The organism is Staphylococcus sp. SB1-57, from assembly GCF_017086425.1.
GTDB classification, from domain to species: domain Bacteria; phylum Bacillota; class Bacilli; order Staphylococcales; family Staphylococcaceae; genus Staphylococcus; species Staphylococcus warneri_A.
This window is the reverse complement of the sequence record NZ_CP070964.1, coordinates 1,948,920-1,972,631: the sequence shown is the minus strand read 5'-3', so window position 1 is coordinate 1,972,631 and position 23,712 is coordinate 1,948,920. Positions and strand designations below refer to the sequence as shown.

Sequence of the window (23,712 nt, the reverse complement as noted above, 5' to 3'; positions counted from 1 at the left end):
TTTGTGATTAGAATATAAAACAGGGTATAGTAGATGAAAATGTCTATTTGATTAGAGTGAATGAAGGTGAAATTGTGATTGAATTTAAAAATGTGACGAAACGCTATGGCAATCACGTTGCAGTGGATGATGTTAGTTTTAATATCAAAGAAGGAGAGTTTTTCGTATTAATAGGACCTTCAGGTTGTGGGAAAACGACAACGTTAAAAATGATAAATCGATTAATACCATTAAGTGAGGGATATATTTATTTTAAGGATAAACCAATCAGTGACTATCCTGTTTATGAAATGAGATGGGATATTGGGTATGTACTACAACAAATCGCGCTATTTCCTCATATGACGATTAAAGAAAATATAGCACAAGTGCCACAAATGAAGAAATGGAAAGATAAAGATATTGATTTAAGAGTAAATGAATTATTAGAGATGGTTGGACTGGATCCTGAGATATATAAAAATAGATTGCCAGAAGAACTATCTGGAGGACAACGACAACGAGTTGGTGTAGTACGTGCGTTAGCTGCAGACCCACCTGTCATTATTATGGATGAACCATTTAGTGCATTAGACCCAATAAGTAGAGAAAAGCTGCAAGATGATTTGATTGAGTTACAAACAAAGATTCAAAAGACCATTGTATTTGTGACACATGATATTCAAGAAGCGATGAAGTTGGGAGATCGAATTTGCTTATTGAATGAAGGACATGTCGAACAAATTGATACACCTTTAGGTTTTCAGCAACAGCCACAAAGTGATTTTGTGAAACAGTTTATGGGTAGTCATTTGCAACAATCTGAATCTAAAGTGATGCTGAAAGATTTGAATATTGAACGTCAATTGGATGAGGATGCAGCTAAGGAAAATTATCCAGAAATCAGTAATGAACAATATTTAGATGATATTTATCAAACATTCATCAAGCACGATGCTATCGTTATGATTGATGAACCTTCACAGCATAAAACATTAATTAAAAGAGAAGATATATTTAAATATTTGTCAGGCGTAAAGGGGGATAACACCCATGCATGAATTTTGGCAAACGCTAGTAGAACGTAAGGGACAGTTACACTCAACAATCATAGAACATATACAAATATCATTTATTGCTTTATTAATAGCAACAATCATTGCAGTACCACTCGGTATTTTATTAACTAAAACGAAGAAAACATCTGAAATTGTCATGAATATTGCGGCAATATTGCAAACCATTCCTTCATTAGCATTACTTGGGTTAATGATTCCATTATTTGGTATAGGACGTTTGCCAGCCATCATTGCATTAGTTGTATATGCATTATTGCCAATATTACGTAATACATATACGGGTGTGAAAGAGGTTGATCCATCACTAATAGAAGCGGCAAAGGGTATTGGTATGAAACCAATACGTCGTTTAACAAAAGTAGAATTACCTATAGCTATGCCTGTGATTATGGCAGGTATTAGAACTGCTATGGTGCTCATAATTGGTACTGCAACTTTAGCAGCATTAATTGGTGCAGGAGGCCTTGGAGATTTAATATTATTAGGTATTGATCGTAATGATGCATCATTAATTTTAATTGGTGCGATTCCAGCAGCGTTATTAGCCATATTATTTGATATTATACTAAGATTTATGGAGAAATTATCGTACAAAAAGTTATTAATTGTATTAGGAACAATGATAGTAGTTATTATGATTGCTATTATCGTCCCATTATTTGCCCAAAAAGTTGATAAAATTACACTAGCAGGTAAATTAGGTTCAGAACCATCGGTCATTACAAATATGTATAAAATTTTAATTGAGCAAGATACCGATGATACTGTTGAAGTCAAAGATGGAATGGGTAAGACTGCTTTCTTATTTAATGCACTCAAATCTGACGATATCGATGGTTATTTAGAATTTACAGGTACAGTTTTAGGAGAATTAACAAAAGAAGATTTAAAATCTAAACAAGAACCTAGAGTATATCAACAAGCAAAACAAAGTTTAGAGAAAAAATATAAAATGACAATGTTAAAGCCAATGAAATATAATAATACTTATGCATTAGCAGTTAAACGTGATTTTGCTAAGAAAAACCACATTAAAACCATTGGTGACTTATCTAAAGTAGAAGATAAATTGAAACCAGGTTTTACATTGGAATTTAATGATCGACCAGATGGATTTAAAGCTGTTAAAAAGGCTTATGGTCTAAATATTTCAAATGCCAAAACCATGGAACCTAAACTTCGCTATACTGCAGTTGAAAAAGGAGATATTAATTTAATTGATGCATATTCTACAGATGCAGAATTAAAGCAATATGACATGGTAGTATTAAAGGATGACAAGCATGTATTTCCGCCTTATCAAGGTGCACCAATGTTTAAAGAAAAATTCATCAAAGATCATCCAGAAGTGAAGAAACCACTTAATAAGTTAGCTGGTAAGATTTCAGATGAAGACATGCAAGAAATGAATTATAAAGTGACAGTAAAGAAACAAGACCCTTATCAAGTGGCTAAAGATTATTTAGAAAAAGAAGGTCTATTAAAATAAAATAATTTGATAGACATAGCCTTAATGCGTATGGAATATATTTAATTGTTCCATTCTCATTGAGGCTTTTTTGAATCTTTATATTTTATATATCACATTTGATTGGAAGATGGATTGATTTATGTAATAGTAAGTGTTTATAATTAATATTAAGTTTTTGAAATTTCTGTCAATTTGAGGGGGCAACAATTATTATGAAAAAACAACTCGAACAATTATCTGCATATCAACCTGGTTTATCACCTAGAGCACTTAAAGAAGCATATGGAATTGAGGAAGAGTTATATAAATTAGCATCCAATGAGAACTTATATGGTCCTTCTCCTAAAGCTAAAGAAGCAATATCAAACCATTTAGATGAGTTATATTATTATCCTGAAACAGGGTCACCACTACTTAGAGAGGCGATAAGTCAACATTTAGGTGTGGATGCATCTCGAATTTTATTTGGTGCAGGTTTAGATGAAGTCATTTTAATGATTTCAAGAGCAGTATTAACGCCAGGGGACAAAATCGTAACGAGTGAAGCAACATTCGGACAGTATTATCATAATGCTATTGTTGAGTCTGCTCAGGTTATTCAAGTGCCATTAAAGAATGGTGGATTTGATTTAGAAGGTATTTTAAATGAAGTTGATGACAATACTTCTCTAGTGTGGTTATGTAATCCTAATAACCCTACTGGAACATATTTTAATCATGATGACCTTAAAGGATTTTTAGAACGTGTACCAAGCCATGTGCCCGTACTCATTGATGAAGCATACTTTGAATATGTTACTGCAGACGATTATCCTGATACCTTAAAGTTACAGGAAACATTTGATAATGCATTTTTACTAAGAACTTTTTCAAAAGCATATGGATTAGCAGGATTACGTGTAGGTTATGTGGTTGCCACTAATGAAGCAATTGAAAAATGGAATATCATTAGACCCCCATTCAATGTTACACGATTATCTGAATATGCCGCAGTAGCTGCATTAGAAGATCAAGACTACTTAAAACAGATCACTGCTAAAAATGCAGAGGAACGTGCAAAATTTTATCAAATACCTCAAAGTAAACATTTCTTACCAAGTCAAACTAACTTTGTATTTGTACAAACAGATAAAAGTAAAGCACTTTATGAAGCACTCTTAAAAGTAGGCTGTATTACACGACCATTTCCTACTGGTGTAAGAATTACTGTAGGATTCCCAGAACAAAATGATAAGATGATTGACGTATTACAACAATTTAAATTTTAAAGTAATATATTAGGTGAGTTATATCTTTTGTCTGAATCGTCCTTTTGCTATACTTTAGGAATACATTACATTTGAGGAGTAGATTTAATGTCTCGTAAGAAAATTGCTATAGATATGGATGAAGTACTCGCTGATACACTCGGCGCTATCATTGATGGTGTTAATGAAAGAGCTAATTTAGGAATCACAGTAGAATCACTAAATGGACAAAAATTAAAGCATGTTATTCCAGAACATGACGGATTAGTTACTGAAATACTTAGAGAGCCAGGATTCTTTAGACATTTAAAGGTTATGCCAAACGCACAAGAAGTCGTAGAAAAGTTAAATGAACATTATGATGTTTATATAGCAACAGCTGCAATGGATGTTCCGACATCATTTCATGATAAATATGAATGGTTATTAGAACATTTTCCATTTTTAGATCCACAACATTTTGTTTTTTGTGGTCGTAAAAATATTATTAACGCGGACTATTTAATTGATGATAACCCACGTCAACTTGCTATTTTCGAAGGTGAATCTATTATGTATACTGCAGTTCATAATATGAATCATCATGATTATAAGCGTGTAAATGGTTGGAAAGATGTAGAAGCATTATTTTTAAATGATAAATAAAAATAGGAGCTAGCCCTTATCCAAAGATGATCATATGGATGAGTGGCCAAGCTCCTATTTTTTGCGAGTTAGTGCATTGTTATCATTGGTTATTATTTTGATCAGGGAAGGTGAGTAATTTGATGGCATCAGGTAACACTTCGACATTTATAGGTGTCTCTAAAGCAATTTCACCATCAATATCAATTTTCATATTAGGGTCAGTAGTTAGCTTAATTTGTTTACCTGAGACATGATCAATACCTTGTGTGATTTCATTCCAATTCATGCTATCACGCTTTTTAAAGATATCATTAAGAATGCTGAAACTTTGATCATCAAAGATAAAGGTGTTCAATTGACCATCCTGTGGAGATAAATCTGTTAAAGGAATTCTGCTGCCACCAATATTAGGTCCGTTTGCAATTAATATCATTGAGGTATTACCTGTTTTCTCTTCACCATCAATCGTTAATGTGAAGTCGAACTTGCTAGGATCCATTAATGTTTTAACAGTAGAACCAATATAGCTTAATTTACCAAAGATGTCTTTAGAACCATCTTGTACTTTTTCAGCATTTTGTACAATTAACCCTAATCCAACGAAATTAAGTGCATACATATCATTAATTTTCATTACATCATATGTTTGTATATGTGATGATAATAATTGCTGACTAGCTAATGTATGATTTGGATTTAGGTTTAATGTTTTAGTAAAGTCATTGAATGTGCCGCCGGGAATAATGCCAATAGGTAAATCTAAGTCATTCTCCATTACACCATTAATCAGTTCATTCACTGTACCATCGCCACCTAAAATAAATAACACATCTATGTCGTTGCCATACTGTCCATTTTTAATAGATTCGCAATAGCCTTTGATATCCCCTTCATTCTCACTTAATTGAATGGAAAAGTGTTTACACATAGAACTTAGAGACTTTGTCACTTCACCTAGACCTTGGTAGATATCTTTTAAGCCACTGTGTTCATGATAGAATAACACACCATGATTATATTTTTTTGTCATCGTCTATACCTACTTTCCTTAAGTTCTTGTTTAATATATTTCAATACCCACTTTTATAGGTAATCAATGAAATTTTATAGTGATTTTTATTATAAACTAAAAAAGCAGTAAGCCGAATCATTTCGACTTACTGCTTGTATTCTAATCTATTATCTAATGCCTCTCATTGCTTTCACAATTTTTGGTGAGAAGGCTAGAATGACTAATGTAATGACGATGACTGTAGTACCTAAGAAAATAAAGTAATTCGTTTGACCTAAAGGATCGATTAATTTAACTAATGTACCGTTAAATGCTTGAGCTGATGCATTAGTTAACAACCATAAACTCATCATTTGAGCATTGAATGCTTTTGGTGCTAATTTAACTGCAGCACTGTTACCAGTAGGTGATAAACACAATTCACCTACAACACAAATGATGTATGAAAGTATAACCCAGTTAACTGAGAAATGAGCACTTCCATAAATGGTACCGATTAATCCTATTAAGATATAAGAGATACCAGCCAAACCAGCACCAATCACAAATTTGATAGGTAAACTTGGTTGGCGTTTACCTAATTTTTGCCAAATTAATGAAACAACAGGTGCAAATAATAAGATGAAAAGTGGGTTAATAGATTGGAAAATCGTTTCACCGAAGTTGGTTTTCCATCCTAATAAGTTTAATTTCATATCTGAATGTTCAATACCATAAATGTTAAGTACGTTAGAACCTTGTTCTTGAATTGCCCAGAACACCATTCCCAGAATAAATAATGGAATAAAGGCTTTAACTCTTGAACGTTCTACATCTGTAACATCTTTACTTCTAATCATTATTGTAAAGTATGAAATTGGTAATACGATACCAAGTACTAAAACAGTATTACTTACTAAGTTGAAAGATAATGTATTCGTTAAGTATGTAACGATGAGTACAACAATAATAATTGCTACAATACCACTAATAATTGCTCCATATTTTTTCTTCTCAGCAGGTGATAGTGGGTTTGTTGGTGTCATACCAACACGACCTAAATTTTTACGGTTGAATAATACGTACCAAACTAAGCCTAATGCCATACCAATAGCTGCAATTAAGAATCCGCCATGGAAGTTTTTGACATTTAAGAATTGTTGCAGAATGATAGGTGAAATTAATGCACCAAAGTTAACTGACATGTAGAAGATAACGAAACCTGCATCCATTCGTGTATCATCTTTAGTATATAATCTACCAACTATATTAGATATATTGGGTTTCATCATCCCAGATCCGATAATAATAAAGAACATTGACGCAAATAAACCTACCATTGCGAATGGTAAACTTAGACAAATATGTCCAATAATGATGAGAACGGCACCAATTAATGTGGCACCTCTTGTACCTGTAATTCGGTCAGCAATCCAACCACCTGGAATACATGACATGTATATTAATGCTCCATATACTGACATGATTGACATTGCCGTTGTTTTATCGATGCCTAATCCATGATCTGCAATAGCGTAGTACATATAGAATAGTAACATCGCACGCATGCCGTAATAACTAAATCTCTCCCAAAATTCTACGAAGAATAAAACACCTAAACCTCTTGGATGTCCAAAAAACCCTGTTTGTGGTATTTCTTGAACTGCTTGTTCATGGGAATTATTTGCTTTCATATAATCATCCCAACCTTTCTGTTCCCTTAACACTAACGTTATATTGGTTTTTAAAAATTGTACTATTGAAATTAAAAAGTTGCAATAATATTCTAAAAATTATAAATAAGAAAATTCTGTCAATTCCTTCGAATTAATTATATGAAATGTTCATATAAAATTGAGACTCATTAATTTAATAAACTATAGTACTAATATATATAAAAATACGCTTTAACTTAATAAAGTGCAAGAGTTTTTTGAAAATTAAATAAAAAAACTTTAGTACAATTTGAAATTATCTTTGTAAGATGTTTTCAATGTACTAAAGTTAATTTTTAATATTCGCTAAAAGATTAGCGATTGTCTACATTTTCAGGATACATATCATGATTCATCATTCTATGTTCTGCCATTTTTTCATATTTTGAATTAGGGCGACCATAATTTGTATATGGATCGATGGAAATACCACCACGTGGAGTGAATTTACCCCATACTTCAATGTAATGAGGATCCATTAATTCAATTAAATCATTCATAATGATATTCATACAATCCTCATGGAAGTCACCATGGTTTCTAAAGCTAAATAAGTATAATTTTAAAGATTTAGATTCAACCATTTTAATGTTAGGAATGTATGAAATGTATATTGTTGCGAAATCTGGTTGTCCTGTAATAGGGCATAGTGATGTGAATTCTGGACAATTAAACTTTACAAAGTAATCTCTACCTTGGTGTTTATTATCAAATGTTTCTAAAACATCTGGTCTGTAATCAAAGTTATATGTGTTATTTTGGTTTCCTAGTAATGTTATATCTTGTAATTCATCATTTTGACGTCCTTGTGCCAAATGAATCACTCCTTATCATATGATTAATTTTGTTGTTGTTGATTTGATTCGCGACGTGCTTTTTCGAACATATAGTAACTTGCACTTATAATGACAACATATCCGATTGTTGATAATAAATCAGGTGTTTCACCAAATAATATGAAGCCGAATATTGCTGTAAATATAATTGAAGCATAAGTGAAAATAGATATATCTTTTGCTGCTGCGAAACTATAGGCTAGTGTGATTCCAATTTGGCCCACTGCAGCTGATAAACCTGCGCCGAATAAATATAATAATTGTAATTTACTCATTGGTTCAAATGTAAAGATTGAAAATGGGATAAGTACAATTACTGAGAATAGTGAAAAATAAAATACAATGGTGTAGGGTGCTTCTCTAGTACTTAAAGCACGGACACAAGTATATGCTGATGCAGCAAATATACCTGAAAGTAGTCCAATTAATGCTGGTATAAACGAAGAAGAAAATTCTGGTTTTACAATAAGTAACATACCGAGTATTGCAACGATCATTGCTGAAATTTGATATTTTCGTACTTTTTCATGTAAAAAGATAAAACATAATAATATAGTCCAGAAGGGGTTTAACTTCATTAATGTATCAGCGTCACTCAATACCATATGATCAAGTGCATATATATTAAGCAATACACCTATTAAACCGAGTGTTGACCTTGAGATAAGTAATGGTTGGCTACTTAATTTACCAAACATTGGTTGTTTATATTTAAATATGAAGAATAATGGTATGAACATTGCAACTAAATTTCTTGCTAGAGACTTTTGAAATACAGGTAAATCGCCTGATAATCTGAAGAAGACAGACATAAAACTAAAGCCTATCGCAGATATTAGTATTGCAATTATACCTTTGATTTTAGGATTCAATACTATCGCCTCATTCATAAAAGTTTAACGTTATTATAGTAGCATAAATGATGTCGATATGCATAAAAGACTTGAAAAAACAGTGGGTGAAATATATAATCATAATACGAACGTACGTTCTGTTAAGGAAGAGTCATAATCTAGTTTCAAATCATTTGTGAGAATTAAAATGATTGCATATAACTGAAAACGATTGCAGTTTAATTTTGATTCTTCATTGATTGTATCCTTTATTTTGACAGGGTTGAGCTAGAATCAAGACCTTAAGCTTAATGTATAATTTTTTATAAAAAGCAAGTAATTTTAACTGAAAAATTTTTTTATTTTTATTTGTGTAAGACTAAAGGTGTAGTGGTGCATGTTCAGAAGAAAAGACGAACATTTGACATAAAACTTTAACTTTAAATAAGTTTAGGTATTATGTATAATGAAACACAGAATATAGTATCGATATTGATAAACAGACACAATATATTGTGTCTGTAGCTGATACTAATAAATGGAATAATCTTAATTTAAATGCAAAATGACACTAGTAATTATAGAATAATCTCTCGTTTACAGTGTTTCCGCACAAAATGTTTACTTATACTATATAGATCTACATTTCTAATCAACCACAATATCTTGTGGTTCAAAATAAAATCTAATATCAAGATAAGGTCATATAGTTTTTATAAACTTTTCTTTTAGTGACTCATTTCATTCTACAACACTATATTTTGTAGGAAGCTTTCCTGTCATGATAGGAGAACTTCTTTTTTAATTGTTTAAAGATTGGTGAAAGAAGGCGATCCAATGAAAGTAGTATATTTCTCATTTTCAGGTAATGTACGCAGATTTATTAAACGTGCTGAAATCGAAAATGTAATGGAAATTACATCAGAAAATTGTACGGATCCTATTAATGAACCATATATTTTAGTTACTGGAACAATAGGCTTTGGCGAAGTACCACAACAAGTACAATCATTTCTAGATGTTAATCATTCATATCTCAGAGCGGTAGCTGCCAGTGGTAATAGAAACTGGGGTCAAAATTTTGCTAAAGCAGGGCGCTCTATTTCTGAAGACTATAATGTACCGTTGTTAATGAAGTTTGAAGTGCAAGGCACTAATAAAGACGTTATCGAATTTAAAAACAAGGTGGGTAATTTTAATGAAAACTATGGACGAGAAGAAGTACAATCACATTGAATTAAATAATGAAGTTACAAAACGAAAAGATAATGGTTTTTTTAATTTAGAAAAAGACCAAGAAGCGCTCAAAGTATATTTGGAAGAAATCCACGACAAAACGATTTATTTCGATAGCGAAATTGAACGTTTACACTATCTTGTAGACAATAACTTCTATTTCAATGTTTTTGAAAAATACAGTGATTCAGACTTAGTAGAAATCACAGAATATGCGAAGTCAATTAACTTCCAATTTGCTAGTTACATGTCTGCAAGTAAATTTTACAAAGACTATGCACTTAAAACGAATGATAAACAACAATATTTAGAAGATTATAATCAACACGTTGCCATTGTTTCAATGTACTTAGCTAATGGAGACAAAGATCAAGCTAAACAATTTATTTCAGCTATGGTAGAACAACGTTATCAACCTGCAACACCTACATTTTTAAATGCGGGTAGAGCAAGACGTGGAGAATTAGTTTCTTGCTTCTTATTAGAAGTGGATGATAGCTTGAATTCTATCAACTTTATTGATTCAACCGCGAAACAATTAAGTAAAATTGGCGGTGGCGTTGCAATTAATTTATCTAAATTACGTGCACGTGGTGAAGCAATTAAAGGTATAAAAGGTGTAGCCAAAGGTGTATTACCTGTTGCTAAGTCACTCGAAGGTGGATTTAGTTATGCAGATCAATTAGGTCAAAGACCTGGCGCAGGTGCTGTATATTTAAACATCTTCCACTATGATGTTGAAGAGTTTTTAGATACTAAAAAAGTAAATGCAGATGAAGATTTACGTTTATCAACTATCTCTACAGGCTTAATCGTGCCTTCTAAATTCTTCGACCTAGCAAAAGAAGGTAAAGACTTCTACATGTTTGCGCCACACACTGTAAAACAAGAGTATGGTGTGACTTTAGATGATATTGATTTAGAAAAATATTATGATGACATGGTTGCAAACCCTAACGTAGAGAAAAAGAAAAAAGATGCACGTGAAATGTTAAATACAATTGCTCAAACGCAATTACAATCTGGTTATCCATATTTGATGTTCAAAGATAATGCGAACAAAGTACATGCTAATTCAGATATTGGTCAAATTAAAATGAGTAATTTATGTACTGAAATTTTCCAATTACAAGAAACATCTATTATTAATGATTATGGTACAGAAGATGAAATTAAACGAGATATTTCATGTAACTTAGGTTCATTAAATATTGTGAATGTCATGGAATCCCAAAAATTTAGAGATTCGGTTCATACTGGTATGGACGCATTAACAGTTGTTAGTGATGAAGCGAATATTCAAAACGCACCTGGCGTTAAAAAAGCTAATAGTGAGTTACATTCTGTAGGACTTGGTGTAATGAATTTACATGGTTACCTAGCTAAAAATAAAATTGGTTATGAGTCAGAAGAAGCTAAAGATTTCGCTAACATCTTCTTCATGATGATGAACTATTATTCAATTGAGCGTTCAATGCAAATTGCAAAAGAACGTGGAGAAAAATATCTTGATTTTGATAAATCAGATTATGCAAATGGAAAATATTTCGAGTTCTATACTTCACAAGAATTTGAACCACAATTTGAAAAAGTACGCGAATTATTCAAAGGTTTTGAAATTCCTACAGCAGAAGATTGGAAAGCATTACAAAAAGATGTAGAGCAATACGGTCTATATCATGCTTATCGCTTAGCAATTGCACCAACACAAAGTATTTCATATGTGCAAAATGCAACAAGCTCAGTAATGCCTATCGTTGATCAAATCGAGCGACGTACTTATGGTAATGCTGAAACATTTTATCCAATGCCATTCTTATCACCTGAAACAATGTGGTATTACAAATCAGCATTTAATACAGATCAAATGAAATTAATTGATTTAGTATCAACTATTCAAACACATGTTGATCAAGGTATTTCAACTATTTTATATGTTAATTCAGAAATTTCTACACGTGAACTTTCTCGATTATATGTATATGCACATCATAAAGGTTTAAAATCTTTATATTACACACGTAATAAATTATTAAGTGTAGAAGAATGTACAAGTTGTGCAATTTAATACGATAAATAAACGTGATACATTAAATAGTAAGTATTATTATTGAAGTGGATTATAGAATATTAAGATTTAAAAAGGTTGGGACTACACGTTGACTTTAGAGAGCATATTTAGTATTTCTCAAAGTATGCAACGTAGATGTTCTAACCTTGAAATACATAACCTTAATAAGGATTTTGGTAGTTTAATTGATTATCTATGGCTATCTATCATCTTAATTAAAGGATAGGAGGATTATTATTCATGAAGGCCGTCAATTGGAATACCCAAGAAGATATGACAAATATGTTTTGGCGTCAAAATATCTCTCAAATGTGGGTAGAAACAGAATTTAAAGTATCAAAAGATATTGCAAGTTGGAAAACATTATCTGAAGCCGAAAAAAATACATTTAAAAAGGCATTAGCTGGTTTAACAGGGTTAGACACGCATCAAGCAGATGATGGAATGCCATTAATCATGCTTCACACAACTGATTTAAGAAAAAAAGCCGTTTATTCGTTTATGGCAATGATGGAACAAATTCATGCTAAAAGTTATTCTCATATTTTCACTACATTATTACCATCTAGTGAAACGAACTATTTATTAGATACTTGGGTAATTGAAGAGCCACATTTAAAATACAAATCAGACAAAATCATCGAAAACTACCATAAATTGTGGGGGAAAGAAGCCTCAATTTTTGACCAATATATTGCTAGAGTATCAAGTGTTTTCTTAGAAACATTCTTATTCTACTCTGGATTCTATTATCCGCTTTATCTAGCTGGTCAAGGTAAAATGACAACATCTGGTGAAATTATTCGTAAAATCTTATTAGATGAATCGATACATGGTGTGTTTACAGGTCTAGATGCACAAAGTTTAAGAAATGAGCTTTCTGAAAGTGAAAAACAACGTGCAGATCAAGAAATGTACAAATTGTTAAAAGAACTTTATGATAATGAAGTATCATATACGCATCTTCTATATGATGATATTGGCTTAGCTGAAGATGTGCTTAATTACGTTAAATACAACGGAAATAAAGCATTATCAAATCTTGGATTTGAACCATATTTTGAAGAACGTGAATTCAATCCAATTATTGAAAATGCTTTAGATACAACAACTAAAAACCATGATTTCTTCTCTGTAAAAGGTGATGGTTATACACTAGCTTTAAATGTTGAAGCATTACGAGATGAAGATTTCATATTTGATGATGAAAAATAAAATAGATTTAGCTCTAATTTTACTATACTTGTGTACGCACAATGAAAGTAAAATTAGGGCTTTTTTTATGTGCAATGAACTAAAAACATAAAAATAATCTAATTTATAACAATATTTATAGATAACCTATTGAAAATGACAAGGAAATTCTGTAACATTTTAATTGATAACGATTATCATTATCGTACAATCGTTACCAAGGATAACTATTCAAGGAGAAAGTGTTATGAAGTTTTTATTAAAGGGATATGTTTTACTCATCTTTCTCGTCGTGCTTACGATTCTCTCTCTATTTATCGGTGTTAGCCAAATATCAATCTCCGATATTTTCCACCTTACCGATGATCAATTAAATATCATTTTATCGAGTCGTATTCCTCGAACAGTTAGTATTCTCATATCAGGTAGTACGTTGGCAATAGCAGGTTTAATCATGCAACAAATGATGCAAAATAAATTTGTGAGTCCAACAACAGCTGGCACAATGGAGTGGGCTAAGTTGGGTATTCTTTTATCACTTATTTTATTCCCTAAAGGTCACATACTTATTAAATTAATATTTGCAGTTATTTGTAGCGTCGGTGGTACTTATTTCTTCGTGAAATTAGTACAACTGATTAGAGTGAAAGAAGTCATCTTTATACCGTTATTAGGTATTATGCTTGGAGGTATTGTTTCAAGTTTTACTACATTTATCGCATTGAGAACTAATGCAGTACAAAGTATTGGAAATTGGCTAAATGGAAATTTTGCTATTATTACAAGTGGTCGTTATGAAGTTCTATATCTAAGTATACCGTTCTTATTAATTACATATATATTTGCAAATCATTTTACGATTGCTGGTATGGGCAAAGATTTTAGCCATAACTTAGGTGTGAATTATGAAAAAATCATTAATATCGCATTGTTTATAACTGCAACAATCACTGCACTTGTAGTCGTTACTGTTGGAACATTACCATTTCTCGGACTCATTGTTCCTAATATTATTTCAATATATCGAGGGGACCATTTAAAACATGCCTTACCTCATACGATGATGTTAGGTTCTATATTTGTGCTTATTTCAGATATTGTAGGACGCTTAATTGTTTATCCTTATGAAATTAACATAGGTCTAACTATTGGTGTTTTTGGAACGATTATATTCCTTATCTTAATGATGAAAGGTAGGGAGAATTATGCTAACTAATGTTAATAAAAAGCTTTTTTTATTAGGGGTAATCACAATAATTATAGCGACTTTATACTTAATTTTAGGTATTGATTTCGAAATATTTGATTATCAAATTCAAAGTCGTTTAAGAAAATTTATCTTAATTATATTAGTAGGTGGCGCTATTGGCACGTCAGTTGTCATTTTTCAAGCGATAACAACAAATCGCTTACTAACACCTTCTATTATTGGTTTAGATTCAGTCTATTTATTCGTCAAAATATTACCTGTTTTTTTATTAGGTACTCAATCGACAATCGTTAATAACGTGTATATCAATTTTTTAATTACATTAGTGACAATGGTGTTATTTGCTTTAATTCTGTTTCAAGTTTTATTTAAAGTAGGTCATTTTTCGGTCTATTTCATTTTATTGATTGGTGTAATATTAGGCACATTTTTTAGAAGTATTACTGGTTTTATCCAATTAATTATGGATCCAGAGTCATTTTTAGCGGTTCAAAATACCATGTTTGCTAACTTTGATGCTTCTAATTCTAAACTTGTCGGATTTTCAGCTATTTTATTAATCATTTTAATAGGTATAACTATAGTGCTGATACCCTATTTAGATGTGTTATTACTAGGAAAAGCACAAGCTATCAATTTAGGTGTTAATTATGAAAATGTAACAAGATTAATGCTTATTCTTGTCGCTATTTTAGTATCTATTTCAACGGCATTAGTTGGGCCGATTACATTTTTAGGATTACTTACTGTCAATTTAGCTCATGAATTTATGAAAACTTATGAACATAAATATATTTTACCCGCTACAATATGTTTCAGTTGGATATGTTTATTTATTGCTCAATGGGTTGTTGAACATCTTTTCGAAGCTACTACAGAAGTAAGTATCATCATTGACCTCATAGGTGGAAGTTACTTTATTTACTTATTAGTTAAAGGGAGAAATGCAAATTGATCCAAATTCAAAATTTAAATAAATCAATTCAAAAGAAGTCCATATTAAAAGATATCAATGTCAATATCGAAAAGGGGAAGATTACCTCTTTGATAGGGCCTAATGGTGCAGGAAAAAGTACTTTGCTATCTGCAATTACAAAATTAATGAGTATCGATAGTGGCACAGTCAAAATTGAAGATAAAGAAATGTCTTTTTATAGGACGGATGAACTTGCTCAGAAAATTTCAATACTAAAACAAACTAATCACACAGATATGAATATTACTGTAGAGCAATTAGTGAATTTTGGCAGATTTCCTTATTGTAAGGGTCATCTTAAAAAAGAAGATAAAGAGCAAGTTAAATATGCCTTAGATTTATTACAGTTAAACGACATTAAAGATAGGAATATTAAAACTTTGTCCGGTGGTCAGCGTCAGAGAGCATATATCGCTATGACAATTGCACAAAATACTGAGTACATTTTGTTAGATGAGCCATTAAATAATTTAGATATGAAACATTCCGTTCAAATTATGCAGACATTGCGTACATTAGCACAGCAATTAGATAAAACAATCGTTATTGTATTACATGATATTAATTTTGCGTCATGTTATTCAGATCATATTATTGCATTAAAACATGGTGAATTAGTACGTGCTGGAAAAAATGAAGACGTTTTACAAACTGAGGTATTAAGAGAATTATATGAAATGGATGTCAAAGTAGAATGGGTTAATGGACAACGCATATGTCTGTATTACGATGAACAAATTCTTTCATAAAGTGAACATTTAAACCACTAAGGGAGTGATGCTTATAGTGAGTAAATAATTAATAAAGAAGAACATGTTACTCAGCCAATCGTGAAAAATTACAAAAGGAGTTACTACATAATGAAAAAATCAATTTTAGTCTTAATAATATCTTTAGTATTTATATTAGCAGCATGTGGTAATCAATCTAATAATAGTCAATCAAATTCGAAATCGAAGAAAAGTGATTCGAAAGATACTGTTAAAATAGAAAATAACTATGAAGCACAAGGAAAGGAAAAAGATGGCAGTGATGCTAAGAAGGTTAAAGAGACGGTCGAAGTTCCTAAAAACCCCAAAAATGCTGTCGTTTTAGATTATGGTGTATTAAATGATATGAAAGAAATGGGACTTTCAAGTAAAGTTAAAGCATTACCAAAAGGTGAAGGCGGAAAATCTCTACCAGATTTCTTAGAAGATTTTAAATCAGATAAATATATAAACTCTGGTAACTTAAAACAAGTTAATTTCGATAAAGTAGCTAAAGCCAAACCAGAAGTGATTTTTATTTCAGGTAGAACAGCTAATCAGAAAAATTTAGATGAATTTAAAAAAGCTGCACCAAAAGCAAAAATTGTATATATGGGTGCGGATAATAAAGATGTTATCAACTCTATGAAGGATAACACTGAAAAATTAGGTAAAATCTACGACAAGGAAGATAAAGCGAAAGATTTAACTAAACAATTAGATAAAAAAGTAGATACAATGAAAAACAAAACATCTAAATTTGATAAGAAAGTGATGTACTTATTAGTAAATGAAGGTGAGTTATCTACATTCGGCCCAGGTTCACGATTTGGTGGATTGGTATTTGATACACTAGGCTTTAAACCAGTTGATAAAGATGTAAGTAAAGGTCCGCATGGTCAAAATGTTAATAATGAATATATTAACAAAAATAATCCTGATGTGATTTTAGCTATGGATAGAGGACAGGTTGTAGCAAATAATGCAACAGCTAAGAAGACATTAAACAATAAAGTATTAAAAAATGTTAAAGCTGTAAAAGAACATAAAATTTATGAACTTGACCCTAAACTTTGGTATTTCTCATCTGGTTCAACAACTACAACAATGAAACAAATTGATGAATTAGAAAAAGTAGTAAAATAATATAAGAAAGCGCTAAAGGCATTAAATAATATGCTTTTAGCGCTTTTGCTTTATATATTAAATTTCAAAATATAGATGGTAATGAAATTTACATCTATGATTGAAGTGGGATTGACATCTGGGGCAAGATTCGACCATCATGTAATCGTTAATTGTCATCTGATGTTTACAAACACCACACATAATGGCTTGTTGGTCGAATTCATCTTCACTCCAACGTTGAATAGGGTGTGCTTCGTGTTCATTATGACATTGATAACAAGGATAGTATTTATCACAACATTTGAATTTAATAGCAATAATATCTAAAAAAGAGTGATAATGTATACATCTTGTTTCATTATCAATCATTGAACCATAGACCTTAGTCATTGAAACAAACCTCCGATATTAATCTTTATTCAGTGTCAGGATGTTCGCCAATGATTCGTACTTCAGTGTTTAATTCTACATCAAATTTATCTTTAACTGTTTGCTGCACGTAATGGATTAAATCTTCATAGTCTGTCGCAGTACCATTATCTACATTGACCATAAATCCAGCGTGTTTAGTAGAAACTTCTACACCGCCAATACGATGGCCTTGTAGATCAGAATCTTGGATTAATTTACCAGCAAAGTGACCTGGTGGTCTTTGGAAAACACTACCACATGAAGGGTACTCAAGTGGTTGCTTTGATTCACGACGTTCAGTTAAATCATCCATTTTCGCTTGTATTTCTTTTAAGTTTCCTGGTTCTAGTGTGAAAGCTGCCTCTAACACTACGAGATGTTTTTTCTGTACAATACTATTTCTATAATCTAATTCTAATTCTTGTGTTGTTAATTTAATTAAATCTCCATCTTCATTAACGCATAACGCATAATCAATACAGTCTTTAACTTCGCCACCATAAGCACCTGCATTCATGAAAACGGCGCCACCGATTGAACCAGGAATACCACATGCAAATTCTAATCCCGTAAGTGCATAATCTCTTGCAACACGTGAGACATCAATAATAGCCGCACCACTACCAGCAATAATGGCATCATCTGATACTTCGATATGTTTAAGTGATAACAAGCTTAATACGATACCTCTAATACCGCCTTCACGGATAATAATATTCGAACCGTTTCCTAGATATGTGACAGGAATATTATGTTGGTTTGCATATTTTACAATGGCTTGTACCTCTTCATTTTTAGTAGGTGATAAGTAAAAATCTGCTTTACCACCAGTTTCAGTATAAGTATATTTTTTTAGGGGTTCATCTACTTCAATAATGTCGTTTGGAATAATTTCTTGCAAACCTTTTAAAATGTCGTTTTTATTCACTATCCGTACGTCCTTTCTTTGATCAATACTAATATTTTTATTATATCAATTTTAGTTGTTATTTGCGAAATATGAAGATATTTAACGCTAAGATAATTGATTCTCGTTGTATATAATGCATAGTTCTTTTAATTATAAATATATGTTATATAATTAAAATGCATAATTCATTTAATTTTGCGTTTGGGAAATAGATATTGACTGCTACATCAATTTAATAAGCTTTCTTTTACATATTTATGTGTTATGACCATACTGTTTATAAATGTTTTCAAAAATAGTTTGTTTTTGATTTTCATATTGTCTTATCGTATCAATATGATGCAATAGTTTCTCCTTTTTAGTCGCAAATTGGTTAGCAATCTTCTTATGATGACTTAATAACTCATCAACTTTTTGATATTGCTCAAATAACGGTGTATCTAATTGAATGATATGTAAGCGAACTTCTTGCTTTAAATCTTTAAGATTATTAAACTTAGCCATCATGACTTTCTTTTTATATGAATGGTGTAAACGATAAAATCCAGCGTAATTTAATCGTTTTTCGTCTAAAGCCGTAATATCATGTAAATTATCTACGCCAATAAGTATGTCAAGGATAGGTTCTGTATCATAATTGAAATGTCGAGTTCCACCAATATGTTGCGTAAATTTAACAGGTGAATCTAGCAAATTAAATAATAACGTACGCGTTTCTTGATATAGCGTGTCGAAATAGTCATTATTTTGATATTTAATAAGAGGTTGAACATGACCGTACATGGTTTTTCTCCTTTGTGTTGAATTAATAAGGTATAAAGTCTGAGATACTATAACATAATTCATTTTCTTAATAAATACGTTTTTGTATAATGTTCAATGGTAAGGGGTGCAAATATGAAAAAAATAGTACTTATCCCAATGATATTTTTACTTATCGTTGCCTTAACAGCATGTAGTAATAAAACCGATTCAGATTTAAGTCACTTTGAAAGTAAATTAGATGAAGTTAATCAAAAACAAGACAAGCTTGAAAAAGTGATGGATGAAATCAATCTAAAAGAATTGGATCACTTAAGTAAGACAGATACAACTGATAAAAACAGAAAAGAATTTATCAAACTTCAAGATGACATAAATGAGCAATTAATACCTGCATTTAAAGATTATGAAAAATCAGCGAAACAATTACCAGCAGAAACGCACGATGTAAAAGTATTAAAAGCAAAATACCTTAAAACAGTCAAAACAAAGAAAAAATCGATATATGATGTAAAAGAATTTGTGGATTTGTGTAATGATTCAATCAAAGATAATGAAGATATTTTAGATTACACAAAGTTATTTGAAAAAAATCGTTCGCAAGTTGAAAAGAAAATCAAAAATGCTTCGAACCAAGAAGACGCAGATCAATTAACTTCAAAACTGGAAAGTAATAATAAAGATTTAAAGGAAACGGCTCAAAAACATCTAGATACATCATCAAGCAATGCTAAATCAGCGAAAAAAGCAATCAAAAATTATATTTCTCCATTAATTGAAAAACAAATTAAAGACATCAATCAAACGAATATATCAGATAAAAATGTGAATGATGCACGTAAAAATGCGATTGAGATGTACTATAGTTTACAAAATTATTATGACACTCGTATTGATACCATAGAAGTTGGTGAAAAAATTTCTAAAATTAATGTCGAAAAGTTACCAAAAGAGGGTAAAGACATAGATAGGAAAGATAAGGCATTTAATTCGGAATTAAAAAAGGTTAAACAAAAAAGCGATTAATTTTGATTAGAATTAAATAAATTAAATAACCATGGTTAACATTGCTAAGTAAAATGTGTATAATTGTACCCACTGATATAATTTTTGGGATATGAATATCACGCATATGCTCAGAAAATGTGATAAATACTTTTAGAGGTGAATAGAATGGCTATAAAGCTGAGTTCGATTGACCAGTTTGAACAAGTGTTAGAAGAAAATAAATATGTTTTTGTTTTAAAACATAGCGAAACTTGTCCAATTTCTGCAAATGCGTATGATCAGTTTAATAAATTTTTATATGAACGCGATATGGACGGTTACTATTTAATAGTACAACAGGAGCGCAAATTATCGGACTACATTGCTGAAAAGACAAATGTCAAACATGAATCACCACAGGCATTTTACTTTATAGATGGTGAAATGAAATGGAATGCGTCACACAGTGACATCAATGTTTCGTCATTAGCGCAAGCAGAAGAATAATGAATCACTAACAAATGAATAAAGAACATCAAAGTTATATTACTTCATTGATGTTCGCTCAAATGATGGAAGCCATTTTATTACGGATAGAGTAATAAGATGGCTTTTTAATTGCGATTGTAAAAAGGTAAGTTAATCGTTTATGCTTTAATTGAGAATAGTATATAATAGACCAATATTCATATTACTCATAGTTTAATAAAGATTATGATAGTGTTTATCATGAAATCATGCACATTCACATGTATAATATGTTAGTGTACAACACAAATAGATTAATGAATATGTTATAAATGTAAGATTAATAATATAAGTTAAATTGTATTGAAAGCACAATATTATATAAAAACAAGGTGGTTAAGACAATGAAAGTTTTAGTAGCCATGGACGAATTTAATGGTATTATTTCAAGCTATCAAGCAAACAGATATGTCGAAGAAGCGGTTGCTAGTCAAATTGAAAAGGCTGATATCGTTCAAGTTCCACTATTTAATGGACGACATGAATTAATGGATTCAGTCTTTTTATGGCAATCTGGGAGTAAATATCGAGTTGCGGCTCACGATGCTGACATGAATGATGTAGAAGCGATTTATGGTCAAACAGATAGCGGTATGACAATTATTGAGGGTAATTTATTTTTAAATGGTCAAAAACCAATTCAAGAAAGAACGAGTTTTGGTTTAGGTGAAATTTTAAATGCTGCGTTAGATAATGATGCCAAACACATTATTATCTCGCTTGGTGGCATCGGTAGCTTTGATGGTGGTGCAGGAATGCTTCAAGCATTAGGCGCTAAGTTCTATGATGATGAGGCAAATTTAGTTGATGTGACTAAGGGTGCGCATGTCATTAAATATATTCGACGTCTAGATTTTTCTGGTATCCATCCGAAGCTAGCTGAAGCAAATATTCAAGTGATGTCAGATTTTTCAAGTCGCTTATATGGTAAACAAAGTGAGATTATGCAAATGTATCCAATGCTAGGGATGACACAAAATGAAGCAGCAGAAATTGACAATTTAGTTTGGTACTTTAGTGAATTATTTAAAAGTGAATTACGAGTAACGATTGGTCCTATCGAACGTGGTGGTGCTGGTGGCGGAATTGCTGCAGTTTTAAATGGTTTATATCAAGCGGAAATTTTAACAAGTCATGAACTTGTAGACCAAATTACACACCTGGAAGATTTAGTTCAACAAGCAGATTTAATTATATTTGGTGAAGGTTTAAATGAACGTGACCAATTATTAGAAACGACTACATTACGTATTGCTGATTTAACAGAAAAACATCATAAGACATCTATTGCAATTTGTGCTACAGATGATAAATTTGATTTGTTTGAAGGTAAGGGCGTAACGGCTATGTTCAATACATTTATAGAAATGCCTGAATCATACACAGACTTTAAAATGGGTCTACAAATCAGACATTATACAGTTCAAGCATTAAAATTATTGAAAACACAATTCGATGTGAATAAATAATTATAGAAATGATAAAAACAACACCCCTAAGTGTATTAGACTAGACAATTAGGGGTGTTGATATATTATTGATTTGATTTTGCAACTTCTTCTGCGATACCGACCATAACTTGTACGGCCTTTGCCATAACATCGATGGAAGCATACTCAAACGGACCATGGAAATTGCCACAACCAGTAAAGATATTAGGTGTAGGTAATCCCATAAATGAGAGTTGTGATCCATCAGTACCACCACGAATAGGTTCCGTATTAGGCTCGATACCTAAACGATTAAATACTTTTGTAGGGATATCTATAATATGTTGATGTGGTTTGATCTTTTCAGCCATATTATAGTATTGGTCTTCAACGTCCACTTTGACTGGATAGTCTTCGAAGTGTGAGTTGATATCATCACGTATTTCCATGAAACGCTTTTTACGTAGATCAAATTGTTTTTTATCATGGTCTCGAATAATATATTGTAATGTAGCTTTTTCAACATTACCCTCAAAATTCATTAAATGATAAAATCCTTCATAACCCTCTGTACGTTCTGGAACTTCACTTGGCGGTAATAAACTATTAAATTGTTGGCCAAGTGAAATCGCATTAATCATCGCATTTTTAGCTGATCCAGGATGCACATTAACACCGTGACATGTCACTTTTGCTGCAGCAGCATTAAAGCTTTCAAATTGTAACTCTCCTAATTGGCTACCATCCATAGTATAAGCGAAATCAGCATTGAAACGTTCAACATCAAATTGATGAGGCCCTCTTCCAATTTCTTCGTCTGGCGTAAAGCCTACACGGATTTTACCATGTTTAATTTCTGGGTGTTGAAGTAAATAATTAAGACCTTCCATAATCTCTACTACGCCTGCTTTATCGTCAGCACCTAGCAAAGAAGTACCATCAGTAATCATTAATGTGTCACCAATGACTTGTTTAAGTTCAGGAAAGACTTTAGGATCTAGAATTCTGTCTGTCGTACCTAACTTTAGCGGGTTACCGTCATATTTTTCAATAATTTGTGGATTAACATTAGTAGCATTAAAATCAGGTGATGTATCAACATGAGCTAAGAAACCAACCGTTGGCACGTCGTATTCCACATTACTTTCTAATGTAGCAAAAAGGTAACCATTGCTATCCATATCTGTTTCAAGTCCTAATGCTTTAAGCTCACTTTCCAATAGGTTTAATAAATCCCATTGTTTTGTCGTAGATGGTGTCGTACTTGAATTTGGATCTGATTGTGTATCTATTTTGACGTATCTCGTTAATCTATCGATAATTTGTTCTTTCATGTTAGACA

22 protein-coding genes are annotated in these 23,712 nt (G+C 31.5%); 14 read left to right on the top strand and 8 right to left on the bottom strand.

Going from position 1 to position 23,712, the window contains the following annotated elements; translation table 11 throughout:
- The first annotated feature begins 74 nt into the window (after nucleotides 1–74).
- From JX000_RS09795 to JX000_RS09780, 4 genes are all read left to right on the top strand, one after another.
- Nucleotides 75–1,040, top strand: a complete 966-nt coding sequence (locus tag JX000_RS09795; RefSeq protein WP_075778944.1) for an ABC transporter ATP-binding protein — start codon at nucleotides 75–77, stop codon at nucleotides 1,038–1,040.
- Nucleotides 1,033–2,547 carry an ABC transporter permease/substrate-binding protein gene (locus JX000_RS09790; protein WP_206140664.1) on the top strand — a complete coding sequence of 505 codons (1,515 nt, stop codon included), beginning with the start codon at nucleotides 1,033–1,035 and terminating at the stop codon, nucleotides 2,545–2,547. The genes JX000_RS09795 and JX000_RS09790 overlap by 8 nt, the downstream gene beginning before the upstream one ends.
- A gap of 194 nt (nucleotides 2,548–2,741) precedes the next feature.
- A complete protein-coding gene (gene hisC / locus JX000_RS09785) occupies nucleotides 2,742–3,797 on the top strand; it encodes a histidinol-phosphate transaminase (protein ID WP_206140663.1) in 1,056 nt (351 codons plus the stop codon).
- 87 nt (nucleotides 3,798–3,884) lie between these two features.
- The gene (locus tag JX000_RS09780) at nucleotides 3,885–4,421 is read left to right on the top strand and encodes a 5' nucleotidase, NT5C type (protein ID WP_075778904.1); all 537 of its coding nucleotides are present in this window, start codon (nucleotides 3,885–3,887) and stop codon (nucleotides 4,419–4,421) included.
- 82 nt (nucleotides 4,422–4,503) lie between these two features.
- Here JX000_RS09780 and JX000_RS09775 read toward each other — a convergent pair whose 3' ends face one another.
- The 4 genes from JX000_RS09775 to JX000_RS09760 form a co-directional block, all read right to left on the bottom strand.
- Entirely contained in the window at nucleotides 4,504–5,433 is a 930-nt protein-coding gene (locus JX000_RS09775; protein WP_206140662.1) for a diacylglycerol/lipid kinase family protein, read from the bottom strand.
- Between the two features lie 149 nt (nucleotides 5,434–5,582).
- Complete coding sequence (locus JX000_RS09770; protein WP_002450944.1) at nucleotides 5,583–7,088, bottom strand: peptide MFS transporter; 1,506 nt, start codon at nucleotides 7,086–7,088, stop codon at nucleotides 5,583–5,585.
- Between the two features lie 335 nt (nucleotides 7,089–7,423).
- Nucleotides 7,424–7,924 (bottom strand): preQ(1) synthase, encoded by a 501-nt coding sequence (gene queF / locus JX000_RS09765; protein WP_002450943.1) that lies wholly within the window; start codon nucleotides 7,922–7,924, stop codon nucleotides 7,424–7,426.
- 23 nt (nucleotides 7,925–7,947) lie between these two features.
- Entirely contained in the window at nucleotides 7,948–8,817 is an 870-nt protein-coding gene (locus JX000_RS09760; protein WP_049423612.1) for a DMT family transporter, read from the bottom strand.
- 798 nt (nucleotides 8,818–9,615) lie between these two features.
- Here JX000_RS09760 and nrdI point away from each other — a divergent pair.
- The 7 genes from nrdI (at nucleotide 9,616) to JX000_RS09725 (ending at nucleotide 17,360) form a co-directional block, all read left to right on the top strand.
- A complete protein-coding gene (gene nrdI, locus JX000_RS09755) occupies nucleotides 9,616–10,014 on the top strand; it encodes a class Ib ribonucleoside-diphosphate reductase assembly flavoprotein NrdI (RefSeq protein WP_002450941.1) in 399 nt (132 codons plus the stop codon).
- On the top strand, nucleotides 9,977–12,082 hold the full coding sequence (gene nrdE, locus JX000_RS09750; RefSeq protein WP_049423615.1) for a class 1b ribonucleoside-diphosphate reductase subunit alpha: 2,106 nt from the start codon (nucleotides 9,977–9,979) through the stop codon (nucleotides 12,080–12,082). The genes nrdI and nrdE overlap by 38 nt, the downstream gene beginning before the upstream one ends.
- 243 nt (nucleotides 12,083–12,325) lie before the next feature.
- Nucleotides 12,326–13,300 (top strand): class 1b ribonucleoside-diphosphate reductase subunit beta, encoded by a 975-nt coding sequence (gene nrdF, locus JX000_RS09745; RefSeq protein WP_002450939.1) that lies wholly within the window; start codon nucleotides 12,326–12,328, stop codon nucleotides 13,298–13,300.
- Nucleotides 13,301–13,526: 226 nt separating this feature from the next.
- A complete protein-coding gene (locus JX000_RS09740; protein ID WP_206140661.1) occupies nucleotides 13,527–14,495 on the top strand; it encodes an ABC transporter permease in 969 nt (322 codons plus the stop codon).
- The gene (locus tag JX000_RS09735) at nucleotides 14,485–15,444 is read left to right on the top strand and encodes an iron chelate uptake ABC transporter family permease subunit (RefSeq protein WP_107546376.1); all 960 of its coding nucleotides are present in this window, start codon (nucleotides 14,485–14,487) and stop codon (nucleotides 15,442–15,444) included. The genes JX000_RS09740 and JX000_RS09735 overlap by 11 nt, the downstream gene beginning before the upstream one ends.
- Nucleotides 15,441–16,214, top strand: a complete 774-nt coding sequence (locus JX000_RS09730; protein ID WP_107532210.1) for an iron ABC transporter ATP-binding protein — start codon at nucleotides 15,441–15,443, stop codon at nucleotides 16,212–16,214. The genes JX000_RS09735 and JX000_RS09730 overlap by 4 nt, the downstream gene beginning before the upstream one ends.
- Nucleotides 16,215–16,325: 111 nt before the next feature.
- A complete protein-coding gene (locus tag JX000_RS09725) occupies nucleotides 16,326–17,360 on the top strand; it encodes a ferrated catecholamine ABC transporter substrate-binding lipoprotein SstD (protein ID WP_124224553.1) in 1,035 nt (344 codons plus the stop codon).
- Between the two features lie 57 nt (nucleotides 17,361–17,417).
- Here JX000_RS09725 and JX000_RS09720 read toward each other — a convergent pair whose 3' ends face one another.
- From JX000_RS09720 to JX000_RS09710, 3 genes are all read right to left on the bottom strand, one after another.
- Nucleotides 17,418–17,732 carry a CHY zinc finger protein gene (locus JX000_RS09720; protein ID WP_049423626.1) on the bottom strand — a complete coding sequence of 105 codons (315 nt, stop codon included), beginning with the start codon at nucleotides 17,730–17,732 and terminating at the stop codon, nucleotides 17,418–17,420.
- A 25-nt stretch (nucleotides 17,733–17,757) separates the two neighbouring features.
- Nucleotides 17,758–18,684, bottom strand: a complete 927-nt coding sequence (gene murB, locus JX000_RS09715; RefSeq protein ID WP_080548089.1) for a UDP-N-acetylmuramate dehydrogenase — start codon at nucleotides 18,682–18,684, stop codon at nucleotides 17,758–17,760.
- A gap of 234 nt (nucleotides 18,685–18,918) precedes the next feature.
- On the bottom strand, nucleotides 18,919–19,446 hold the full coding sequence (locus JX000_RS09710) for a GrpB family protein (protein WP_124228497.1): 528 nt from the start codon (nucleotides 19,444–19,446) through the stop codon (nucleotides 18,919–18,921).
- 114 nt (nucleotides 19,447–19,560) lie between these two features.
- On the opposite strand from JX000_RS09710, the gene JX000_RS09705 reads away from it, so the two are divergent.
- The 3 genes from JX000_RS09705 (at nucleotide 19,561) to JX000_RS09695 (ending at nucleotide 22,409) form a co-directional block, all read left to right on the top strand.
- The gene (locus tag JX000_RS09705) at nucleotides 19,561–20,451 is read left to right on the top strand and encodes an EMYY motif lipoprotein (protein WP_002450932.1); all 891 of its coding nucleotides are present in this window, start codon (nucleotides 19,561–19,563) and stop codon (nucleotides 20,449–20,451) included.
- Nucleotides 20,452–20,598: 147 nt separating this feature from the next.
- Nucleotides 20,599–20,919, top strand: a complete 321-nt coding sequence (ytxJ, locus tag JX000_RS09700; RefSeq protein WP_002450931.1) for a bacillithiol system redox-active protein YtxJ — start codon at nucleotides 20,599–20,601, stop codon at nucleotides 20,917–20,919.
- A gap of 365 nt (nucleotides 20,920–21,284) precedes the next feature.
- Nucleotides 21,285–22,409: a glycerate kinase gene (locus tag JX000_RS09695; RefSeq protein WP_002450930.1), complete on the top strand. Its 1,125-nt coding sequence runs from the start codon at nucleotides 21,285–21,287 to the stop codon at nucleotides 22,407–22,409.
- Nucleotides 22,410–22,474: 65 nt separating this feature from the next.
- On the opposite strand, the gene pepT is transcribed toward JX000_RS09695, so the two are convergent.
- The gene (gene pepT, locus JX000_RS09690) at nucleotides 22,475–23,704 is read right to left on the bottom strand and encodes a peptidase T (protein ID WP_002450929.1); all 1,230 of its coding nucleotides are present in this window, start codon (nucleotides 23,702–23,704) and stop codon (nucleotides 22,475–22,477) included.
- Nucleotides 23,705–23,712: the final 8 nt, after the last annotated feature.

Excerpts from the sequence above, each read along its gene's own strand:
- JX000_RS09790 (WP_206140664.1), top strand. The coding sequence starts at position 1,033 with ATGCATGAATTTTGGCAAACGCTAGTAGAACGTAAGGGACAGTTACAC.
- hisC (WP_206140663.1), top strand. The coding sequence starts at position 2,742 with ATGAAAAAACAACTCGAACAATTATCTGCATATCAACCTGGTTTATCA.
- JX000_RS09780 (WP_075778904.1), top strand. The coding sequence starts at position 3,885 with ATGTCTCGTAAGAAAATTGCTATAGATATGGATGAAGTACTCGCTGAT.
- JX000_RS09775 (WP_206140662.1), bottom strand. The coding sequence starts at position 5,433 with ATGACAAAAAAATATAATCATGGTGTGTTATTCTATCATGAACACAGT.
- JX000_RS09770 (WP_002450944.1), bottom strand. The coding sequence starts at position 7,088 with ATGAAAGCAAATAATTCCCATGAACAAGCAGTTCAAGAAATACCACAA.
- nrdI (WP_002450941.1), top strand. The coding sequence starts at position 9,616 with ATGAAAGTAGTATATTTCTCATTTTCAGGTAATGTACGCAGATTTATT.
- nrdE (WP_049423615.1), top strand. The coding sequence starts at position 9,977 with ATGAAAACTATGGACGAGAAGAAGTACAATCACATTGAATTAAATAAT.
- nrdF (WP_002450939.1), top strand. The coding sequence starts at position 12,326 with ATGAAGGCCGTCAATTGGAATACCCAAGAAGATATGACAAATATGTTT.
- JX000_RS09740 (WP_206140661.1), top strand. The coding sequence starts at position 13,527 with ATGAAGTTTTTATTAAAGGGATATGTTTTACTCATCTTTCTCGTCGTG.
- JX000_RS09735 (WP_107546376.1), top strand. The coding sequence starts at position 14,485 with ATGCTAACTAATGTTAATAAAAAGCTTTTTTTATTAGGGGTAATCACA.
- JX000_RS09725 (WP_124224553.1), top strand. The coding sequence starts at position 16,326 with ATGAAAAAATCAATTTTAGTCTTAATAATATCTTTAGTATTTATATTA.
- JX000_RS09720 (WP_049423626.1), bottom strand. The coding sequence starts at position 17,732 with ATGACTAAGGTCTATGGTTCAATGATTGATAATGAAACAAGATGTATA.
- JX000_RS09710 (WP_124228497.1), bottom strand. The coding sequence starts at position 19,446 with ATGTACGGTCATGTTCAACCTCTTATTAAATATCAAAATAATGACTAT.
- JX000_RS09705 (WP_002450932.1), top strand. The coding sequence starts at position 19,561 with ATGAAAAAAATAGTACTTATCCCAATGATATTTTTACTTATCGTTGCC.
- ytxJ (WP_002450931.1), top strand. The coding sequence starts at position 20,599 with ATGGCTATAAAGCTGAGTTCGATTGACCAGTTTGAACAAGTGTTAGAA.
- JX000_RS09695 (WP_002450930.1), top strand. The coding sequence starts at position 21,285 with ATGAAAGTTTTAGTAGCCATGGACGAATTTAATGGTATTATTTCAAGC.
- pepT (WP_002450929.1), bottom strand. The coding sequence starts at position 23,704 with ATGAAAGAACAAATTATCGATAGATTAACGAGATACGTCAAAATAGAT.